Raw genomic sequence first — 15,535 nt, 5'->3', positions numbered from 1 at the left:
TCGCTATAACAGCATCTATGGCTTGCCTTGGCGTCTCAATGACCCGGTGCATGGCTGGGTGGCAACTCGTCCAGGTCATATAACAACACCTCATCGGTTGTGGTGTTATGCAGTCCCGCCAGGAAGTGGGTACCCGACGGAATCCGTATACCTTTCGCCAGCAGCTTCTCGCGAACCGCCGGCTCATTCAATAGCCCCGCCAGGGCCCGGGCATTTACTTCTCCCGTCTGGCCACAACAGGCGCCACAGTCGAGCCCGGCGCGCTGCGGATTGTTGCGATTCTGACTGCCATGACCCAGCAGGAGCACCAGGCGCCCAAACTGCTGACCAAGACCCATCGCACTCAGCACCTGTGCGGCAATATCCGCCTGTCCATCCACGCCGCCAGCGGCAGCGCTGTCCAGGGTCGGCCGCACCCGGCGGGCATTCGCATCCAGCCCCAGTGAATCCGCAGAGGTAAATGGCGAGCCACTCGGCAGGCTGCGCTGCACCAGCTTCCCCAGATATCCCAGCCCCAGCTCACTAAGCAGCGGCAGTGGCACCAGGGCAGCCTCCGGCTCGTCCAGCTCGGCGACCACTTGCTCCAGGGTCAGCTGTGCCCGATTTTCCCTCAGCGCCTGCTGCACGTCATCTGCGCCAATATCCGCCTGTTCCCAGGCTTGGCGGTAGGCCTGCAGAGGCTGGGTCATAGGCGATCCTGCCACCTGAGCCAGAGCGGCAGCCACTTCGGTAAAGGGTTGCTGGATACGACCCCAGTAGGGGTTCACCGCGATCATTCGGTCCAGGGGCCAGTTGGGGGCAACGCTCTCGACCGCCGAGGCAATGGCGCCGTGAACAATATCAGTACAGTGGGGATAAAAGTAAGTCCCATCGAGATGGAGAACCTGCAAGATGAGACTTTTGGCCTGCGGGTACATAAGCTCTTTATGGCCGGTACCAGATCGGTGAGGTATAGGCGCGCTCCTGGTGGACCAGTGCGGTGCCCGACGGTATGTCGGCATCCAGCCGCACCTTGTCGTACAGGGTCCAACGCGGTGTCGGGATCTCCAGTACCCGCAGGTAATAAACGGCCGGTTGTGCGGGGTCGAAGTCAGGATCGATCCATACCTCAGCTAATTCGGCATCGCCAATATTGTTGGCGTAGCTGGCGGTTGCCGCGTTGACGGTATTGCCGACCGCCGCGAGCTTGCCCTCGGCATCGTGACCGCGCTCATCGGACCAGGCGACATCGTATACCTGTTCGCGGGACTCGCCCGGTAACGCTCATAAGGTTAGGCGTGTTCCGGCCCCAGATTCCGGGCGCCGAACAGGTTGGCGTCCAGGGAGACGGAGGTGTGCAGATGAGTGTCGCCCCAGTACACCTTGATCGGATAATCCTCGCCCTGCCAGGGGGAATAGCTTGAATCACCCGCAGACGCTGCCAAGGTAGCACCCGCGGTAACGAGGGTAATTGCTGCAACGAGCAATCCCATGCACTGTGTGATCGCCTGCATCGTAACCCCTCTTGTTATGGGTAGTACCACAGGCTAGGTCGGCGGAAAATCGGCCGCCGTGGTGAGTGGCTCCAGACGCTCCAGTCCAGCCATGATATCCGTCAGTTTGCCGCGGTAGGTCGCCAGTGCGCCTGCACCCAGCACCAACTGTACCGGTGGCTCCGGCATGCTGTACAGGTCGATGAAAATCTGTGCCGCCCGCACCGGATCCCCCGGTTGTTTACCATCCATGGCGGCAATCATGTCCAGCCGCTCATGGACATGGGCATAATCGTCAATGACCACAGAACTGCGTTGCATGGAGCGGCCGGACCAATCAGTACGGAAGGCACCGGGTTGTACCGAGGTAACCCGGATGCCCAGGGGGGCCACTTCCTTCTGCAGGGCTTCCATCAACCCTTCGAGAGCGTACTTCGAGGCACTGTAATAGCCTGTGCCAGGGTTGGCCATGATGCCGGCCTGGGAGGAATTATTGATGATGTGGCCACTGCCCTGGCGGCGCATGATGGGTAGTACCGCGCGGGTCAGCGCCAGGGCGCCGAAAAAATTGACCTCGAGTAGCGCGCGTATTGCAGCCTCTTCGCCTTCTTCAATGGCCGCCACATAGCCGTAGCCGGCATTGTTGACCAGTGAGTCAATGCGGCCAAATCGGTCAAGAGTAGCGTCAACGCAAGCTGCAATGTCCTTGGCCGAGGCCACATCCAGAGGCAGGGCAATGGCCTGCTCGGGAAAGCGTTCACAGATGTCCACGACCGCGGCGGGATTGCGCGCGGTCACCGCGACCCGGGCACCGCCCTCAAGAGCGGCAAGGGCGATTTCCCGGCCGAAGCCAGTGGAGCAGCCCGAAATCAGCCAGACAGAATCTTTGATTGCAGGCATGTTATTCCTCCAGCCGCCAGGCGTAGCTCTGGGCGCGTTCCGCAAGCTGTTGTTGTCGCTCGCCGGGTTGCAGCCAATGATGATCTCCACGCAATTCCTGCTGTAAGCGGTCCAGCGCGACCAGCCGCTGGCGTACGCCAAGGTCTGCACCAGGCCTGTTCTCGGCAAACTCTGCCCAGCGCAGGGTCAGGATGCCTTCGTCGAGATCGGACGGATCCAGCCAGTTGTGCACGCCGGGATCCCGCAGGCTGAGGACAAAGGTGTAGGTCCCGTCCGGGTTGGCGCGGGACTGGTGCCGGTTCAGGCAGCCGGAACGGTCGGTGATCTCATTGGTCGTGCCCCAGATATTGGTGATCGGAGCGATGAAGTAATCGGCACCACCGAGGTTGATATCCAGCACCATGGCGGTGCCTGCATCCGGCAAGTGGAAGTAACCCATGATGTAGATCTGGTTGCGCAGTGCCCCGTCGCTGTCGCGATCGATGGTGAACTCGAAGGCGTTGACCGGCCCGTCCATCGCCTGGCGGTTCCAGCGCGTGGTGGACTCCGCCCAATGCTGCATGTAGGTTTTGATTCGACCCAGGTTTTCCGCCTCGCCAAACGGGGGTCGTGGCGGCTTTGGCTCCAGTAACTCAATGGCCAGTTCGTTGGCCCGATCCGAGCCCCAGTTGGCAATGACATCGCGAATATAAAACTCATGACTGCCGGGGGGAACCTGGATATGGTTGCGGCGGCCATCCGCGGCGCTGGCATCCACGGTGATTTCGAAGTGCCCCTGGCTGTCCACAACCAGATCCTTGCCGTCCAGCAGGCCGAGGGTCTGCATCTCCGGCCCCCAGAGGGTGAAGTAGTTTTCGACCAGGCGCTGCTGCGCGACCCGGCCCCGGATCAGGTAGCGGTACTCGTGGTTCACCGGGATCACCCGGTAGATGGAGTCCGGGTTATCGATGCCCCAGCGGCTGCCGGGAATGGACTCACCAGCAAGCCGGTGGGGCAGCCGGCTGATGGTAATGACCCTGGGATAGAGTGGATCCTGATTGAGAGCCCACACTGTGGCGCCGAACATCACCTCTTCAAAGGCCCAGTCGAAACAGCTGCGCATGGTCGCACTGGGTGCCGCGTGCTGCAGCCAGAACGCGCGTACTTCCTCGCGGGCGGCGACAATCTCCGGATGTTGATAGTAGCTCAGCGCCAGCAGTTCGTGCTCGCGCTGCTCCTCAGTGTGGATCGGATTATTGGCTCCCTGCATGGCTGGGCTCCGTAATTGTATGTTAGATTTTCATAGAGAATATCCAGCCCGTACCTGTGCGGCAAGGTAAAATAGTTGGTGGCAAAGCCGTGGCTGGCTTTCGGCAGCTCCGGGGACACTGGCAACAGGCGCTGTCCATCAAGAGGCAGGGTCTTGTTGTGACGCGTCGATATTACTGTGATGGCTTCTTCTGAACCCTTGAATACTACTGCCATCCATGTAGCCAGCGTGTATATCCTGAAATGTGTTACGCCGCGACCTCTGTAATGTGCCACGCTTTTACACCCATTGGTTAAGAAAAGTTCATTTTTCAAAATTTGTGTGCTACGGTTTTCATCGCGCCAAGTTTTGTAAATCAAGATTAGCCTTTCACGGAAAATCCGATTCTTGGTAGGTGTTTTCGATAACAAACAGGCGGCCTTCGCTGCGCGCACTCATTTCTCTGATATTTCTTACCTGCATGGGGGCACAAACACCTTGAAAAAATCTATCATAAAAAACCGCGATCTCATTGGACCACTTGCTGCCATAGCCTCCCTGTCACTCATTTTCGGCGCAATGACTACAAACGCCAACGATGCTTCCTGCGTATTCGAAGCTACTCTATCCAATGGCGCTGACGCCTCATATACGTTTAGTGGCGAACAGGGCGGGCTTGTGCTTTCACTGGGTGAGAGTGGTTATGAGGGCATTCGGTTTCTTGGCAGTTCGACGGACCATACCAAACGTACCATGATGGTCTGGACTTTCAACGAGCCACTGCCCTTCGGGGGCAAAGGCCCGACAACCACGACCATTAATGCTTCCATGACGTCGACTATTGAGAGTCAGTCTTTTGGTTCACGTGACATGTTGAGTGGAAAACAGCTTCCGCCATTACAAGTGAGCATAACGGAGCGTGAGCCATTGTCGTCCCGTGATCCGAACGCGGTGCGAATGGCGGGAACCATCGACGGCAACGTCTCGGTGCGCAAGCTACCGAAGCCGTCCATTACAGCGTCAGTGACAGTTAGGTTCGAGGGTTTGTTCACCTTCCGTCCGCCAGGACCCTATACGCTAAACTGCGACAACGTTTCCTTTAAGGCCGCTGACATTGCCGGCTTTCGAACCAAACCTGTGAACAATCGCAACCCCCTGCTTTAGGGGAAGCAGCTCTTCTGAACCGCTTAACTTTACTGCCATCCATGTAGCCAGCGCCCGTCGTCCTTCAGGTCGTGCCAATCTATCGGCGTTGATCGCCTTGACATGACCGCTTCAATTGAGCAGGAAATCACCACGTCCTCTTCGTCATATTCAACCTCAGAGACGATGAAGTGTTTTTCCTTGTCCGCTGGCGTTACCGCGGTCCATTTGCTGTTGCGCAATTTTAGAGGGTTTATCTTGTTCATAGTCTCTTCGCCAAGCCTTTTATCGCTCTCGTTCGCCTTGAGCAACAGACTACCTGGAACGCCCCCATGGAGATTGCTGGTCAAATGTAGAAAGATACAGACGCTCAACCTTGTCTCGCGCCCATTGCGTTTTGCGCAAAAATGTCAGTGATGACTTGATGGACGGATCATTCTTGAAGCAATTCACATCAATTCTCTGCGCCAGGCCTTCCCAGCCGTAATGCTCCACCAGCCTGGTTAACGCCGTCTCAATCGTTATGCCATGCAGGGGGTTCTTGGGTTGTTCGCTACTCATGCATGGTATCTCCCGCGCCGGGTCAAAATCCTTTGTGGGTATGCCACCTGCGTCGTCGTGAAATTCGTGGCGACCGACTCAGCTCGGCCAGTGAATGCCACAGATCTTGTGGCCGTCCGGGTCGAGGAAGTAGCACAGGTGCATTACGCCCATGGTGCTTTCACGGGGGCCAGGCGGATCTTCCACGCTGGTACCGCCATTGGCGACAGCCACATCGTGGAGTTCCTTGACCTGCTCAGGCGATTTGCACAGGAATCCGATAGTGGAACCATTGGCGGTGGTCACCGGCTCGCCGTTGATTGGCTCACTGACACTGAAGGTGGAGCCATCATGGATGTAAAACAACCGGGTATTCCCCGTGTCGTTTTTGTGTTCCATAGGTGCGCCTGCGCCAAGAACACCCAGGACAGCGTTATAAAAGCTTTTCGACTTTTCGATATTGCCAGAGCCAATCATGACATGATTCAGCATAGTGCTTTCTCCGTGTGTGTCGTGAAATGTGTTGCGCCGCGACTTCTGTACTGCATCGCGCGCGTATCCTACCGCAGACTCCGCAGGAGGTCACTGCCAAACATCGAGTACACAAGACTCCGCTCACCAGACGCTCGATTATCAATAAGGGTATTTACTTGAGGGCTCTTATTTTTGTTTTCAATAACAAGCAGGAGGCCTTCGCTGCGCGCACTCATTTCTCTGATATTTCTTACCTGCATGGGGCACAAACACCTTGAAAAGGTCGTTCACGAAAAACCGCGATATGGTCGGACCACTTGCCGCCATAGCTTCACTGGCACTGGTTTTCGGCTCAATGACTACAAACGCCAACCTTTTGGCGACAATGTCTTCATGACTACCGAAAGCGGTGGCGGAAACCGAACGGCTAAAAACGTAAAGGACAACGGCGAAAGCGAAAACCAGAGCGGGAAAGCGGCTGACGGCCTGATCAGAAAGCATCTGTCGGACCTCATTTATGGGGAAACGATGGCCTTATCACCACCTTTGCCATTGTCGCGGGCGTCACGGGTGCATCCCTGTCGTCCACGGTGGTTCTGATTCTTGGCTTTGCATCCCTGCTGGCTGATGGTTTTTCCATGGCGACCAGTGACTACCGAGTCCATCCCATTGTTAATTGGGTAGAACCCATATTCATAGCGCCGGGCGTCGCACTTCGTCCTGAACAACTCGCGCAGGGGGCTCCAACAGTGCATGTTCATGGTTCCCCATATTGCGGGTAAACATTTCCATCCCGTTAAAGCGATTGCTTGTGCGCATCCCATTGTGGTGCTATGGTAGAGTATAACACCATAGCAATGCCGCACCGGCAAGGTCCTCCGGCACGGCTGTCATTCTGGATATGCCGGATAGGAGAGACTTCCCATGAAATTACGTTACAAGATCGGCGGAGGCGTGTTTGGCCTACTGTTCCTTGCGCTGGCCGCCCTGGCGCTTACTATCAGCTATGAATTTTCCTGCCTTACACCGTCGGAGCCAGCCTCTGAAACGGTCTACCAGTCCGTTCAGCATGTCTGTTATGGGGCGCCGGATCTGCTGGCACTTGCAGACGTCGACATGCCCGCGCCGGGTGACGAAGAGGTGCTTATCAAGGTACACGCCGCATCGGTCAATCCCCTGGACTGGCACTACATGCGCGGCACACCCTACTTCATTCGCCTGTTCTCAGGTATCGGCGCCCCCAGCGACCCGCGCATGGGCGTCGACTTTGCCGGGACGGTTGAGGCGGTCGGCAGCAAGGTGACCCGCCTCAAGCCAGGCGACAGGGTGTTCGGCGGCCGCAGCGGCGCATTTGCCGAATACCTGTTAACACCGGAGGACCGGGCCATCGCCCTGATACCGGACACTGTGAGCTTTGAGGATGCCGCCGCTGTTCCGATCGCGGCCGTGACGGCGATGCAGGCGCTGCGCGACCATGGTCAGTTGCGGCCGGGACAGAAGATACTGGTTAACGGTGCATCCGGTGGCGTTGGCACTTACACCGTGCAGATCGCCAAGGCGATGGGCGCCAAAGTGACGGGCGTAAGCAGTGGCCGCAATCTTGAACTGGTGCGCTCCCTCGGCGCGGACCATGTCATCAACTACAAGGAAGAAAACTACACCGACAGTGGTGAACAGTACGACCTGATTGTGGATATGGTGGGCAACCACTCGCCGCTCGACAATAGCGCAATGCTGACCCCTAACGGGAGGCTGGTGATTGTCGGCGGCGCCAAGGGTGACTGGATTGCGCCGATGATCGGGCCGATAAAGGCAGCGCTCTATAACAACTTTGTCGACCAGGAGCTTGCCACTTTCACGGCGACCCTGCGTCGCGATGACCTGGAGGCGGTGGCGAAGTTGATGAGCGAGGGCAAGGTCCGTTCAGTGATCGACCGCCGCTACAGCCTGGCCCAGGTACCGGAGGCAATCGCCTATTCCGAAACCGGTCGCGCCCGCGGCAAGATCATTATCAATGTCGAATAGCGTGTGGTCAGTTGTGAGCGGAAACGCCGGCAGTTTATCGCTCAGCTGCGTGATCTTGAAGCCTCAGCTGTGACGCGAGCTAGTAGCAGGCATTACCCATCAATTCCGGTCACTCTCCCTCGGTTATCAATGAGGTTTTTTTGCCAATATTATCAATGGGTTAAAAACTGGCGGCAACGAAATACCATGCTCAGAAATTTCTTCAAAAAGTTTTATTTCTCCACAGATCCATAAGAGCTGAAGCTCTCATTTGAACACTGTTTCGAAAGGATATACAGGTTGATGATATTAGCCACTATCTGCGTATGGCCAACAAAGCCGTTGCCAAAGTCCCATTTTGGGACTAGCATGCCGAGTACATGAGAATCATCGCACTGTCGACACTGAAAGCCTTCTGGGAAGAGAACCCGGAATATCAGGATGCCAAGGAGCCAACATTGGCTTGGTACCGCCTTGCCTTGCATGCCGACTGGAGTTCACCTGCCGAGGTAAAGCAGGACTTCGGGAATGCCAGTACCCTTAAAGATGGCCGTGTGGTGTTCAATATTGCGGGGAACAAGTATCGACTTGTCGTGTGGATCAACTACACCTACAGGATCGTATACGTCCGCTTTATTGGCACCCATGTGCAATACGACAAAATTGACGTGCAAACCATTTAACTGCCCCAAAGGTAACATTTAAAGGTATTAACCATGGACATCAAACCGATTAAAACTGATGCCGATTACCGCGCGGCATTAAAAGAAATTGAAGCTCTGATGATGGCGGGGCCAGACACCCCAGAAGGCGAAAAGCTGGATGTCATGGTCACGCTTATTGAAGCTTATGAAGCCAAGCATTTCCCGATGGATTTGCCTGATCCTGTTGAAGCGATCAAGTTCGAAATGGAACGCAAGGGCTTAACCGTAAAAGACCTGGAGCCGATGATCGGCAAAAGTAATCGTGTTTATGAGATCCTCAATCACAAGCGTTCGCTGACTTTGAAGATGATCTGGAATCTACACGAAGGCTTGGGTATCCCTGCTGAGTCGCTGATCAAACCGCCTCAGGTTCATGCCTAATCGCTCTTCAGAAGAAGGGAAGCTTCGCGGCAATGGAGATAAATTTCAACGTGGGCGAGGGCTTTTGACCTGCCTGGGCTGGACACCCTGTTTCTCGCCATGCCAATCGCGTGGAAAGGCTCGCTGGCGCAGTATGCGGGCAGAATTCATCGGGAATCAGACAGTAAAGTACGCGTGACGATTCACGACTATGTCGACTGCGGCCTCCCCATGCTCCAGCGCATGTTCCATAAGCGCGAGAAAAGCTACAAGACGATGGGCTATACGGTCCACTTCGCTAGCGAATCAACCTGCATCTACGTCGCAAAGAAAATTGACGCTAAACTGGTATAGCAGATTTCCGGATCACTCCAGAGCTCATGCCTTTCAAATTCTCTGACACCATGCCAGCATCAATGTGTCTCTCATGGTATCGCCGCTCTCTACAACTCAACGCAGTCCCTGAAGAGTAGAAAGCCCTATTGTAGGGCCGGAATATCAGTTAACTTCAGAGACTCAATAATCTCGAATAATGCAGAATAGATCGTCAACTAGATTTATTTTTTCATATATTTCAAAGAGTTAAGAATACTGGCTACTCCCACTCGATTATCAATGGGCGATTTTTTGCTTATATTTTCAACAGGTTATGTAATCTACGATAACGAGATACCATGATCAAAAATTCCCTGGAAATAACACGCAAAACCGCACTCAGGGGCTGTCAGCCAACCCCCAGGAGCTTTGCCTGCCAGCTACGCCGTCAACAACTCCATCTTTTCCTGGTTACTCACCGGGTGCCGGATTGCTTCCTTAGCGATGTTTACTTCCAGCGCCACTCTTGCGGTTTCCAGTATTTTATTATCAATCTGGTAGCCCCCTCGCAGCCTCAGCCAATCAAGTACTTCCGCCAGGTGCCAGATCGAGGCGTTGCCCTCGTGAACCGGCATTGGGAATGTCTCCCGGTGGGTAAGCATGAGTTTGCGCATTGCCTGCCGGGAAATGCCCACGAGGTCCGCGACATCCGTCAGGCCAACAAAATCCGGCGAGGCCTCGATCAGGCGCGCTGAAGGAACCGCACCTTTAACATCAGCAAGCGCGGTATGCACCGCCTCCTCCGCGCTAACCGCCATCCGGGAAAATTCCAGTGCCAGTCGACCGGGCTGCCCCAAACCGACAAGGGCGTCGTCACAACCGCCAGCACCAAGGCGTTCTACCAGTGCATCCGGGTCACAGTCGCGGTCCAGCAGTTGGTATTTCAGCGTAAAAATATATTCCACAGCACAATCCTCTTGTTCCATCCCATCCCGGCGCCGGTGACTGGAACACTTGTCCACGACCCTGAGCAACGCTCGCGCATGACTTCCGGGACTTTTCGGCGTGCTCCAAACACTCGCGATACAGAACTCACCACAGCGGCATTCATCGTCATTGTAGGGGCAGTAAATCTTGCCCCGGGCATGACCACGCCCAACCTCGACTCGCCACCCCTCTTTTTCTGCATGCCTGAGCGCAAATTCAATCTCTTTTTTCGGATGTGCTGGACGAGTCATTCCTTGGCTTCAGTATGGGGACGCCGGCCGAAGTTGTCAATCGACAACCCTGGCCGGAACCGACATGCTTTGCTGCATTAGGGACGGAATATACCTGCCCCCTCCCGCTTCCGCATCGAGCTTATGAGCCCACTACCGCAGCATGCAGGCGCCACTCTTCCTGCGGCGAAAGACCACTCGAATCTGCTTCGTACCTAGACACTTACGAATATGGGAACGTAATCTCCGGGAACATTATTACCGCTAACCCTGGTAATCCGGAGTTCGACCCGAGGGGGTGGTTGTCAGAACAGGTCTTGCTGGATCTTGCTGAAAAAGAGTGGCTTGGCCGTTCGATATCAGGCCCCTTTAGCCCGCACCGTGAAGGATTTGTAATTAGCTGATCCCAAAGATGGTACCTATGTTCCAGTCTATAGAGTGTCTGTAAGCGCTTATGAAATCATGATTAATGCCATAACTGGCGATACAGTACGTTTTAGGGATACCATTTCTTACTAGAAGCGCTGTAAAAAAAGATTGTCAGGTATTCCACCTGGATGCCAGCCCCGCTTTCGCTTTGCCAGTAACCCAGCTCCCGCCCACGCGCCAGTTCCGCATCCAGCGCTATCCGCGCCCTCGCAAAGGGGACCTCATTCTCTTCTGCGAACAGATTGGCAATGAATGCAAGGATGACGGGGGCATTGTCCGCGTGCAACAGTTTCCAGGTTGTGTGTTCATCCTGTAAGCGGCGAAACCTTGCCAGCCAGCCGGAAAAATTCACAATATCCTCATAGGTAATGTTGCGAACTATTCACAAGAATCACTCACATATCCTCTATTCTAATCATCAGTCCGCCAGCCCCCCTATGCCTTAAGCTGCGATTTCAATTCTGATGTTCTTACCCAGCGCTCTGGCTGCACGCTCCAGGGTCAGCAGTGTCACCGAAGGATTATCAGGATCAAGCAACCGCTCCAGTGCGGATCGACTGGTCTTCATCCGCCTCGCCAGTTGAGTCTTGTTGAGTTTCTGCGCCTTCATCAATTCCTCGAGTTGAAAGGCAAGCAAACGTTTAACGGCAATGGCTTCCGCTTCCGCAAGCAAACCTTCCTCTTCCAGAAAATCATCGAAGTTACTGCCAATGTGTTTACTCATGTCACCTCTCCAGGTTGGCTTTGCGATCTTTAGCCAATTGCAGATCTGCCTGAGGCGTCTTCTGGGACTTTTTAATAAAGCCATGCAACAGAATCATCCGTTCACCCTTTACCGTAAACAGGATTCGAGCGATACGCTGATCCAGCCGGCATCGGATTTCCCAGAGGCCGGGATCCATTTTTCGCACGACTGGCATCCCGATAGGCCACCCATATTAAACCGTCTTAATATCGCCACCGATCGACTTCTTGTCCTGTTTGCTCAGACCCTGCAACCAATCACGAACCGGCTCATTTCCCGATTCCGTTCGGTAAAAAACCACCTCAAGAGACATATCGGCATCCATGCGAGAAAGCGTACCATATTTGGTACGGCTTGCAAGCTTTCGATTCCCCCAAGAAAGCTAGAAATTTGATTGCACGACTTTGACGCACAGAAAGCGGAGGTAGCGCATCCAATCCGATGTGGCACATGCTCATCCACGAACACCATGAACGGCTCAGCACGCATGCCTTGGTATTGGAGCACCGCGCTGATATTGAACACAGCAATACCATGTATTAGACGACAATTAACTTGGCCGGTCCGCGACAACTAGCTTGGCCGGTTGATCTGCTAGGGTCAGACACTGATCTCACGAGGAGAGTCCAGTATCTGGTAAGCACATCACAGATCAACAGGTCAGGTTATATATGGACGAACGCAAGCAAGGCCGTGCCAGATGCTGCCAGACAGAAATAAGGATAAGTTATTGGTTATATGAGATTGCTGTGCCTTGATGCCTGCAGGTGCCAGTCAGTGCCAGACGCCTGGCTACTCCCACTCGATTATCAATGGGCGATTTTTTGCGAACATTTTCAATAGGTTATAAATCTACCGAAACGAAATACCATGAAAAATACCATGATCAGAGAATTCCGCAAAATCGCTTCGCAACACGCTTCACATTTGGATATTTCACCAGATAGGGTACGCCCTATGCCGCGACCGACAAGTGGACACCCAACGCGTGCATCAGGCGATGGATGGTGTCCCACTTCGGTTGCACCTGGCCATTGATCACTTTGTAGAGGCTTTCGCGGTTGAGTCCAGCTGCTTCAGCAACCTGGGCTACACCCTTGTGTTTAATGGCATGCCCCAGGGCCACAACGAATACGGCAGGGTCATCATCTTCGTAGGCATCGGTCAGGTATTGGGACAGCTCATCCTCGCCCAGCAAGTGGTCAAAAGGATTATATTCGGTCAGTTTAGTCATGATTCAAACCTCCACTTCACTCAATATTCGTTGCGCACGGGCAATGTCGCGTGACTGACTGGATTTTTTACCACCGCACAGCAAGATGATAAGTTCGCCGTCACGGATCGAAAAGTAGAGCCGGTAGCCAGGACCTGCGAAAACTCTCATTTCACTGACGCCCTGCCCTACTGATTTAATATCCCCAAGATTGCCAGCAGCAGCCCGGTCCAACCGTTGAGCGATAGCTCTCGCAGCTTGGCGATCACGGATTCCGGCTAACAAGCGGTTGAAGTGATCCGTGGTGAGTACGTGATAACGCATACACGCAATGTAGCTTATGAGCTACAAAAAGGCAAGACGGCGCAACAGGTGATTGACTCCGGCACCGGGTATATCATGGCGAAAAAGGGCCTCAATACCATGAAAAATACCATGTAAAAACTATTTTTCTGCCCATGAGAGCGCGACCAACCGGCGCCCAAAAAAGATCCAAAAGCACTCCGCAGAAACGAAAAAACCCAGCAATTACGCCCGGTTATATAGGTTTAGTGCCTGCTGTTGCCCATCAGTACCAGGCATTACCCATCAATTCCGGTCACTCCACCCGATTATAAACGAGCTGAAAAGTCCTTCATTTTCAATGCCGTTATTATTGGCGTCTGAGCCGATACCATAGAAAATACCATGTTCAGAATTTGCTGCTCATCGCCACTTTTCAAATTGAGCATCCCAGAAAACACCATAGGTGGCCACCTTTACAATGGTACTTAATATGGTCTATATTTAGTACCATTAGAACCACCAAGGAATACACGCAATGAAACTGAGCGAATCGGTCAGACCCATTAGCTATTTGAAAAGCCATACCGCCGAGGTTCTGCGAGACGTCAGCGAAGGTCAACGTACCATGATAATAACGCAACACGGTGAAGCCAGGGCCGTGCTCCAGGATATTGCCAGTTATGAACAAACCCAGGAATCGCTGGCACTACTCAAGATGCTGGCCCAAAGCTCGAAAAGCATTCAGGAAGGCCGGAGCAAGCCTGTTAAGAAAGCCTTTGCCGATGTTCGAAAGCACGTCAAGGAAATTACTGGGTGAAACGCTATCGTGTCCGACTCACTGCGGATGCCGAACAGGACCTCATCGAGATCTACCGCTATATTGCTCTCCACGACTCTTCGGAGAATGCGGATTACGTACTGGATCAGTTAGAATCCCTCTGCTCGCGACTTACCGAACTGCCCAAACGTGGGCACGTTCCACCAGAACTCGATCGAATCGGTGTTACAAACTACCGGGAAGTCTACTTCAAGCCATACCGCGTCATCTATGAAGCAATCCGTCAGGACGTATTCATTCACTGCATTCTTGATGGTCGAAGGGATATGCCCTCGTTACTTCAGCGACGACTAATTCGTTAGGACTATTGCTGAAAAATTCGAGTCCACTCTCGATTCGCAACAAGTACTGTTGAGGTCGCTATTGCCTGCCAGTGCCGGTCACTCCCACTCGATTATCAACGAGCGATTTCTTACTAATATTATCAATAAGTTAAAAACTGACGGCAACGAAATACCATGAAAAATACCATGATTAAAAATTTGTATTAATCGATACAATAATCCCCAACCCAAGCAGTTATTTATTTCTTCCCCTGACCAGGCCGGGCCGGGTCGGTTCAACAATCGTCAATTCGTAGCGCGTTGTTCTACCACCACCTGGTAAAGGAATGATTATACCCTTGGTCACCAGGTCAGAAAGATCGCGGCTGGCCGTTCGATTGGGACACTTGGTGATGGCTTCATATTTTCTGGTCGTTATTCCACCTTCAAAGCCGCGTCGTCCTTCAGTAAAAACCCGCGACACCATCCTGGCCTGCCGGTCGTTCAGCTCGTCGCCATAGACTTCATAAAAACGTGTCTTGGCCAGCACAAAATCCACTTCTTCCCGGGCAATGTCCTGTGCAAGACAAGCTGTGGTCGGATAGCCGAGAGACTGCGAAAGCGTATGGTCGGCAATCGCCCTGCCAACTCGCCCATTCCCGTCATCGAAAGGATGAATCACTTCGAACCAGAGGTGTGCGATACCTGCGCGGGCAATCCCTGGTATCTTCTTATCACTTTTCGAAGGACTGATCTTGTTGTACCAGGCGATGAATCTCGCCATCTCTTCAGGCACCTGAGTGGCCGGCGGCGCTTCATAGTGAACCTTTTCCCGACCGTAAGGCCCGCTCACTATTTGCATTGGAGAAGGGTCGTTGCGGTATGCACCTCGCAGGATAGGCGTGTAGCGCTGTTCCGGGACGGCCATGGATTGCCACTTGCCCAGCAGATGATGTGTCAACGGTATTTGCCAGCTTTTACGAACGTCCACCAGCAGCATCGCGGCCCCCGCCGCTTTCTGGTCTGATTTGCCTGGTAGCGTATCCGATCTGATCAAAGAAAGTAGCGATGATCTGACCGATTCTCTATCCAGTTCCTCGCCTTCAATGGCGCTGGTTTTGATCGCTTCTTAAAGCATCAAATCAATCATGGCATCCTCTTGGGACGCCACTGGAAGCGCATCAAAATGGCCGGCCAGGCGCTCTGAATTAAGACGAAATTCAAGTTCCCGATGTTCGAGAGCAAGCTCGTCGTAGCGGAAATCGGGCCAATCGGGTTGTTGCCATATCCATTTCATGCCGCACGTCCATGAGCCGCGCCTTTCAGGGTTGCTTTATGCCGTACAAACTGTCGATCTTGCCACTTTGTCATGGCGGGATTGTAGCACTTATTCACGCCATCTTTG

Annotated in this window: 21 protein-coding genes and 3 pseudogenes; 8 read left to right on the top strand and 16 right to left on the bottom strand. The window is 53.8% G+C overall.

All coding sequences use genetic code 11. From position 1 onward, the window contains the following. Positions 1–35 precede the first annotated feature (35 nt). The 5 genes and pseudogenes from CWI75_RS18460 to CWI75_RS16630 all read right to left on the bottom strand — a co-directional run bounded on the left by CWI75_RS18460 (position 36) and on the right by CWI75_RS16630 (position 3,621). Positions 36–890 (bottom strand): putative inorganic carbon transporter subunit DabA, encoded by an 855-nt coding sequence (locus tag CWI75_RS18460; protein ID WP_206604771.1) that lies wholly within the window; start codon positions 888–890, stop codon positions 36–38. 34 nt (positions 891–924) lie between these two features. Then, positions 925–1,242 (bottom strand): annotated as a pseudogene (locus CWI75_RS16645) (DUF3604 domain-containing protein); the annotation flags it as partial. Positions 1,243–1,271: 29 nt separating this feature from the next. Further along, complete coding sequence (locus CWI75_RS16640; protein WP_101522654.1) at positions 1,272–1,493, bottom strand: DUF3604 domain-containing protein; 222 nt, start codon at positions 1,491–1,493, stop codon at positions 1,272–1,274. Positions 1,494–1,526: 33 nt separating this feature from the next. Further along, on the bottom strand, positions 1,527–2,372 hold the full coding sequence (locus CWI75_RS16635) for an oxidoreductase (protein ID WP_101522653.1): 846 nt from the start codon (positions 2,370–2,372) through the stop codon (positions 1,527–1,529). A gap of 1 nt (position 2,373) precedes the next feature. After that, positions 2,374–3,621 carry a hypothetical protein gene (locus CWI75_RS16630; protein ID WP_101522652.1) on the bottom strand — a complete coding sequence of 416 codons (1,248 nt, stop codon included), beginning with the start codon at positions 3,619–3,621 and terminating at the stop codon, positions 2,374–2,376. Positions 3,622–4,008: 387 nt separating this feature from the next. Here CWI75_RS16630 and CWI75_RS16625 point away from each other — a divergent pair, with 387 nt between their 5' ends. After that, positions 4,009–4,764, top strand: a complete 756-nt coding sequence (locus CWI75_RS16625; RefSeq protein ID WP_101522651.1) for a hypothetical protein — start codon at positions 4,009–4,011, stop codon at positions 4,762–4,764. 29 nt (positions 4,765–4,793) lie between these two features. Here CWI75_RS16625 and CWI75_RS16620 read toward each other — a convergent pair whose 3' ends face one another. The 4 genes from CWI75_RS16620 to CWI75_RS16605 form a co-directional block, all read right to left on the bottom strand. Continuing rightward, on the bottom strand, positions 4,794–5,054 hold the full coding sequence (locus tag CWI75_RS16620; protein WP_241521272.1) for a TIGR02450 family Trp-rich protein: 261 nt from the start codon (positions 5,052–5,054) through the stop codon (positions 4,794–4,796). 4 nt (positions 5,055–5,058) lie between these two features. Next, entirely contained in the window at positions 5,059–5,304 is a 246-nt protein-coding gene (locus tag CWI75_RS16615) for a VF530 family protein (protein ID WP_101522650.1), read from the bottom strand. Positions 5,305–5,382: 78 nt separating this feature from the next. After that, positions 5,383–5,775: a VOC family protein gene (locus CWI75_RS16610; RefSeq protein ID WP_101522649.1), complete on the bottom strand. Its 393-nt coding sequence runs from the start codon at positions 5,773–5,775 to the stop codon at positions 5,383–5,385. Positions 5,776–5,955: 180 nt separating this feature from the next. After that, positions 5,956–6,258 carry a hypothetical protein gene (locus CWI75_RS16605; RefSeq protein WP_101522648.1) on the bottom strand — a complete coding sequence of 101 codons (303 nt, stop codon included), beginning with the start codon at positions 6,256–6,258 and terminating at the stop codon, positions 5,956–5,958. A 32-nt stretch (positions 6,259–6,290) separates the two neighbouring features. Between CWI75_RS16605 and CWI75_RS16600 the strand changes: the two are divergent. The 4 genes and pseudogenes from CWI75_RS16600 to CWI75_RS16585 form a co-directional block, all read left to right on the top strand. Then, positions 6,291–6,539: pseudogene (locus CWI75_RS16600) on the top strand (VIT1/CCC1 transporter family protein); the annotation flags it as partial. A 142-nt stretch (positions 6,540–6,681) separates the two neighbouring features. Continuing rightward, positions 6,682–7,782: an NAD(P)-dependent alcohol dehydrogenase gene (locus CWI75_RS16595; RefSeq protein WP_206604770.1), complete on the top strand. Its 1,101-nt coding sequence runs from the start codon at positions 6,682–6,684 to the stop codon at positions 7,780–7,782. A 359-nt stretch (positions 7,783–8,141) separates the two neighbouring features. After that, positions 8,142–8,444, top strand: a complete 303-nt coding sequence (locus CWI75_RS16590) for a type II toxin-antitoxin system HigB family toxin (protein ID WP_101522646.1) — start codon at positions 8,142–8,144, stop codon at positions 8,442–8,444. Positions 8,445–8,477: 33 nt separating this feature from the next. Next, positions 8,478–8,846: a helix-turn-helix domain-containing protein gene (locus CWI75_RS16585; RefSeq protein ID WP_101522645.1), complete on the top strand. Its 369-nt coding sequence runs from the start codon at positions 8,478–8,480 to the stop codon at positions 8,844–8,846. A gap of 734 nt (positions 8,847–9,580) precedes the next feature. On the opposite strand, the gene CWI75_RS16575 is transcribed toward CWI75_RS16585, so the two are convergent. The 3 genes from CWI75_RS16575 to CWI75_RS16565 form a co-directional block, all read right to left on the bottom strand. Next, positions 9,581–10,105 (bottom strand): helix-turn-helix transcriptional regulator, encoded by a 525-nt coding sequence (locus CWI75_RS16575; RefSeq protein WP_101522693.1) that lies wholly within the window; start codon positions 10,103–10,105, stop codon positions 9,581–9,583. 748 nt (positions 10,106–10,853) lie between these two features. Then, positions 10,854–11,138, bottom strand: coding sequence for a DUF3375 family protein (locus CWI75_RS16570; RefSeq protein ID WP_101522644.1), 285 nt, complete (start codon positions 11,136–11,138; stop codon positions 10,854–10,856). Between the two features lie 90 nt (positions 11,139–11,228). Continuing rightward, positions 11,229–11,510 (bottom strand): helix-turn-helix domain-containing protein, encoded by a 282-nt coding sequence (locus CWI75_RS16565; RefSeq protein WP_101522643.1) that lies wholly within the window; start codon positions 11,508–11,510, stop codon positions 11,229–11,231. Between CWI75_RS16565 and CWI75_RS18745 the strand changes: the two genes are divergently transcribed. Next, on the top strand, positions 11,509–11,925 hold the full coding sequence (locus tag CWI75_RS18745; RefSeq protein WP_241521271.1) for a hypothetical protein: 417 nt from the start codon (positions 11,509–11,511) through the stop codon (positions 11,923–11,925). The genes CWI75_RS16565 and CWI75_RS18745 overlap by 2 nt on opposite strands. A gap of 561 nt (positions 11,926–12,486) precedes the next feature. Here the strand turns inward: CWI75_RS18745 and CWI75_RS16555 are convergent. Further along, on the bottom strand, positions 12,487–12,765 hold the full coding sequence (locus CWI75_RS16555) for an addiction module antidote protein (protein WP_101522642.1): 279 nt from the start codon (positions 12,763–12,765) through the stop codon (positions 12,487–12,489). 3 nt (positions 12,766–12,768) lie between these two features. After that, positions 12,769–13,068, bottom strand: a complete 300-nt coding sequence (locus CWI75_RS16550; protein WP_101522641.1) for a type II toxin-antitoxin system RelE/ParE family toxin — start codon at positions 13,066–13,068, stop codon at positions 12,769–12,771. A gap of 496 nt (positions 13,069–13,564) precedes the next feature. Between CWI75_RS16550 and CWI75_RS16545 the strand changes: the two genes are divergently transcribed. Next, a complete protein-coding gene (locus tag CWI75_RS16545; RefSeq protein ID WP_101522640.1) occupies positions 13,565–13,846 on the top strand; it encodes a type II toxin-antitoxin system Phd/YefM family antitoxin in 282 nt (93 codons plus the stop codon). Beyond that, the gene (locus tag CWI75_RS16540) at positions 13,843–14,169 is read left to right on the top strand and encodes a type II toxin-antitoxin system RelE/ParE family toxin (RefSeq protein WP_101522639.1); all 327 of its coding nucleotides are present in this window, start codon (positions 13,843–13,845) and stop codon (positions 14,167–14,169) included. The genes CWI75_RS16545 and CWI75_RS16540 overlap by 4 nt, the downstream gene beginning before the upstream one ends. 217 nt (positions 14,170–14,386) lie before the next feature. Here CWI75_RS16540 and CWI75_RS16535 read toward each other — a convergent pair whose 3' ends face one another. Together CWI75_RS16535 and CWI75_RS16530 are read right to left on the bottom strand one after the other, a co-directional pair. Continuing rightward, complete coding sequence (locus tag CWI75_RS16535) at positions 14,387–15,130, bottom strand: Fic family protein (RefSeq protein WP_101522638.1); 744 nt, start codon at positions 15,128–15,130, stop codon at positions 14,387–14,389. Between the two features lie 75 nt (positions 15,131–15,205). Next, positions 15,206–15,427 (bottom strand): annotated as a pseudogene (locus CWI75_RS16530) (DUF4172 domain-containing protein); the annotation flags it as partial. Between the last annotated feature and the right edge of the window lie 108 nt (positions 15,428–15,535).

The organism is Kineobactrum sediminis (genome assembly GCF_002868715.1).
Lineage (GTDB): Bacteria > Pseudomonadota > Gammaproteobacteria > Pseudomonadales > Halieaceae > Kineobactrum > Kineobactrum sediminis.
The sequence above is the reverse complement of the archived record's forward strand: the minus strand, read 5'-3'. Positions and strand labels throughout refer to the sequence as shown.

Bases quoted from the DNA above. Each gene is read 5' to 3' on its own strand.
- CWI75_RS16555 (WP_101522642.1), bottom strand. From the start codon at position 12,765: ATGACTAAACTGACCGAATATAATCCTTTTGACCACTTGCTGGGCGAG.
- CWI75_RS18745 (WP_241521271.1), top strand. From the start codon at position 11,509: ATGTCACCTCTCCAGGTTGGCTTTGCGATCTTTAGCCAATTGCAGATC.
- CWI75_RS16640 (WP_101522654.1), bottom strand. From the start codon at position 1,493: ATGCAGGCGATCACACAGTGCATGGGATTGCTCGTTGCAGCAATTACC.
- CWI75_RS16610 (WP_101522649.1), bottom strand. From the start codon at position 5,775: ATGCTGAATCATGTCATGATTGGCTCTGGCAATATCGAAAAGTCGAAA.
- CWI75_RS16605 (WP_101522648.1), bottom strand. From the start codon at position 6,258: ATGCTTTCTGATCAGGCCGTCAGCCGCTTTCCCGCTCTGGTTTTCGCT.
- CWI75_RS16535 (WP_101522638.1), bottom strand. From the start codon at position 15,130: ATGCTGCTGGTGGACGTTCGTAAAAGCTGGCAAATACCGTTGACACAT.
- CWI75_RS16630 (WP_101522652.1), bottom strand. From the start codon at position 3,621: ATGCAGGGAGCCAATAATCCGATCCACACTGAGGAGCAGCGCGAGCAC.
- CWI75_RS16615 (WP_101522650.1), bottom strand. From the start codon at position 5,304: ATGAGTAGCGAACAACCCAAGAACCCCCTGCATGGCATAACGATTGAG.
- CWI75_RS16545 (WP_101522640.1), top strand. From the start codon at position 13,565: ATGAAACTGAGCGAATCGGTCAGACCCATTAGCTATTTGAAAAGCCAT.
- CWI75_RS16595 (WP_206604770.1), top strand. From the start codon at position 6,682: ATGAAATTACGTTACAAGATCGGCGGAGGCGTGTTTGGCCTACTGTTC.
- CWI75_RS16585 (WP_101522645.1), top strand. From the start codon at position 8,478: ATGGACATCAAACCGATTAAAACTGATGCCGATTACCGCGCGGCATTA.
- CWI75_RS16565 (WP_101522643.1), bottom strand. From the start codon at position 11,510: ATGAGTAAACACATTGGCAGTAACTTCGATGATTTTCTGGAAGAGGAA.
- CWI75_RS16590 (WP_101522646.1), top strand. From the start codon at position 8,142: ATGAGAATCATCGCACTGTCGACACTGAAAGCCTTCTGGGAAGAGAAC.
- CWI75_RS16550 (WP_101522641.1), bottom strand. From the start codon at position 13,068: ATGCGTTATCACGTACTCACCACGGATCACTTCAACCGCTTGTTAGCC.
- CWI75_RS16635 (WP_101522653.1), bottom strand. From the start codon at position 2,372: ATGCCTGCAATCAAAGATTCTGTCTGGCTGATTTCGGGCTGCTCCACT.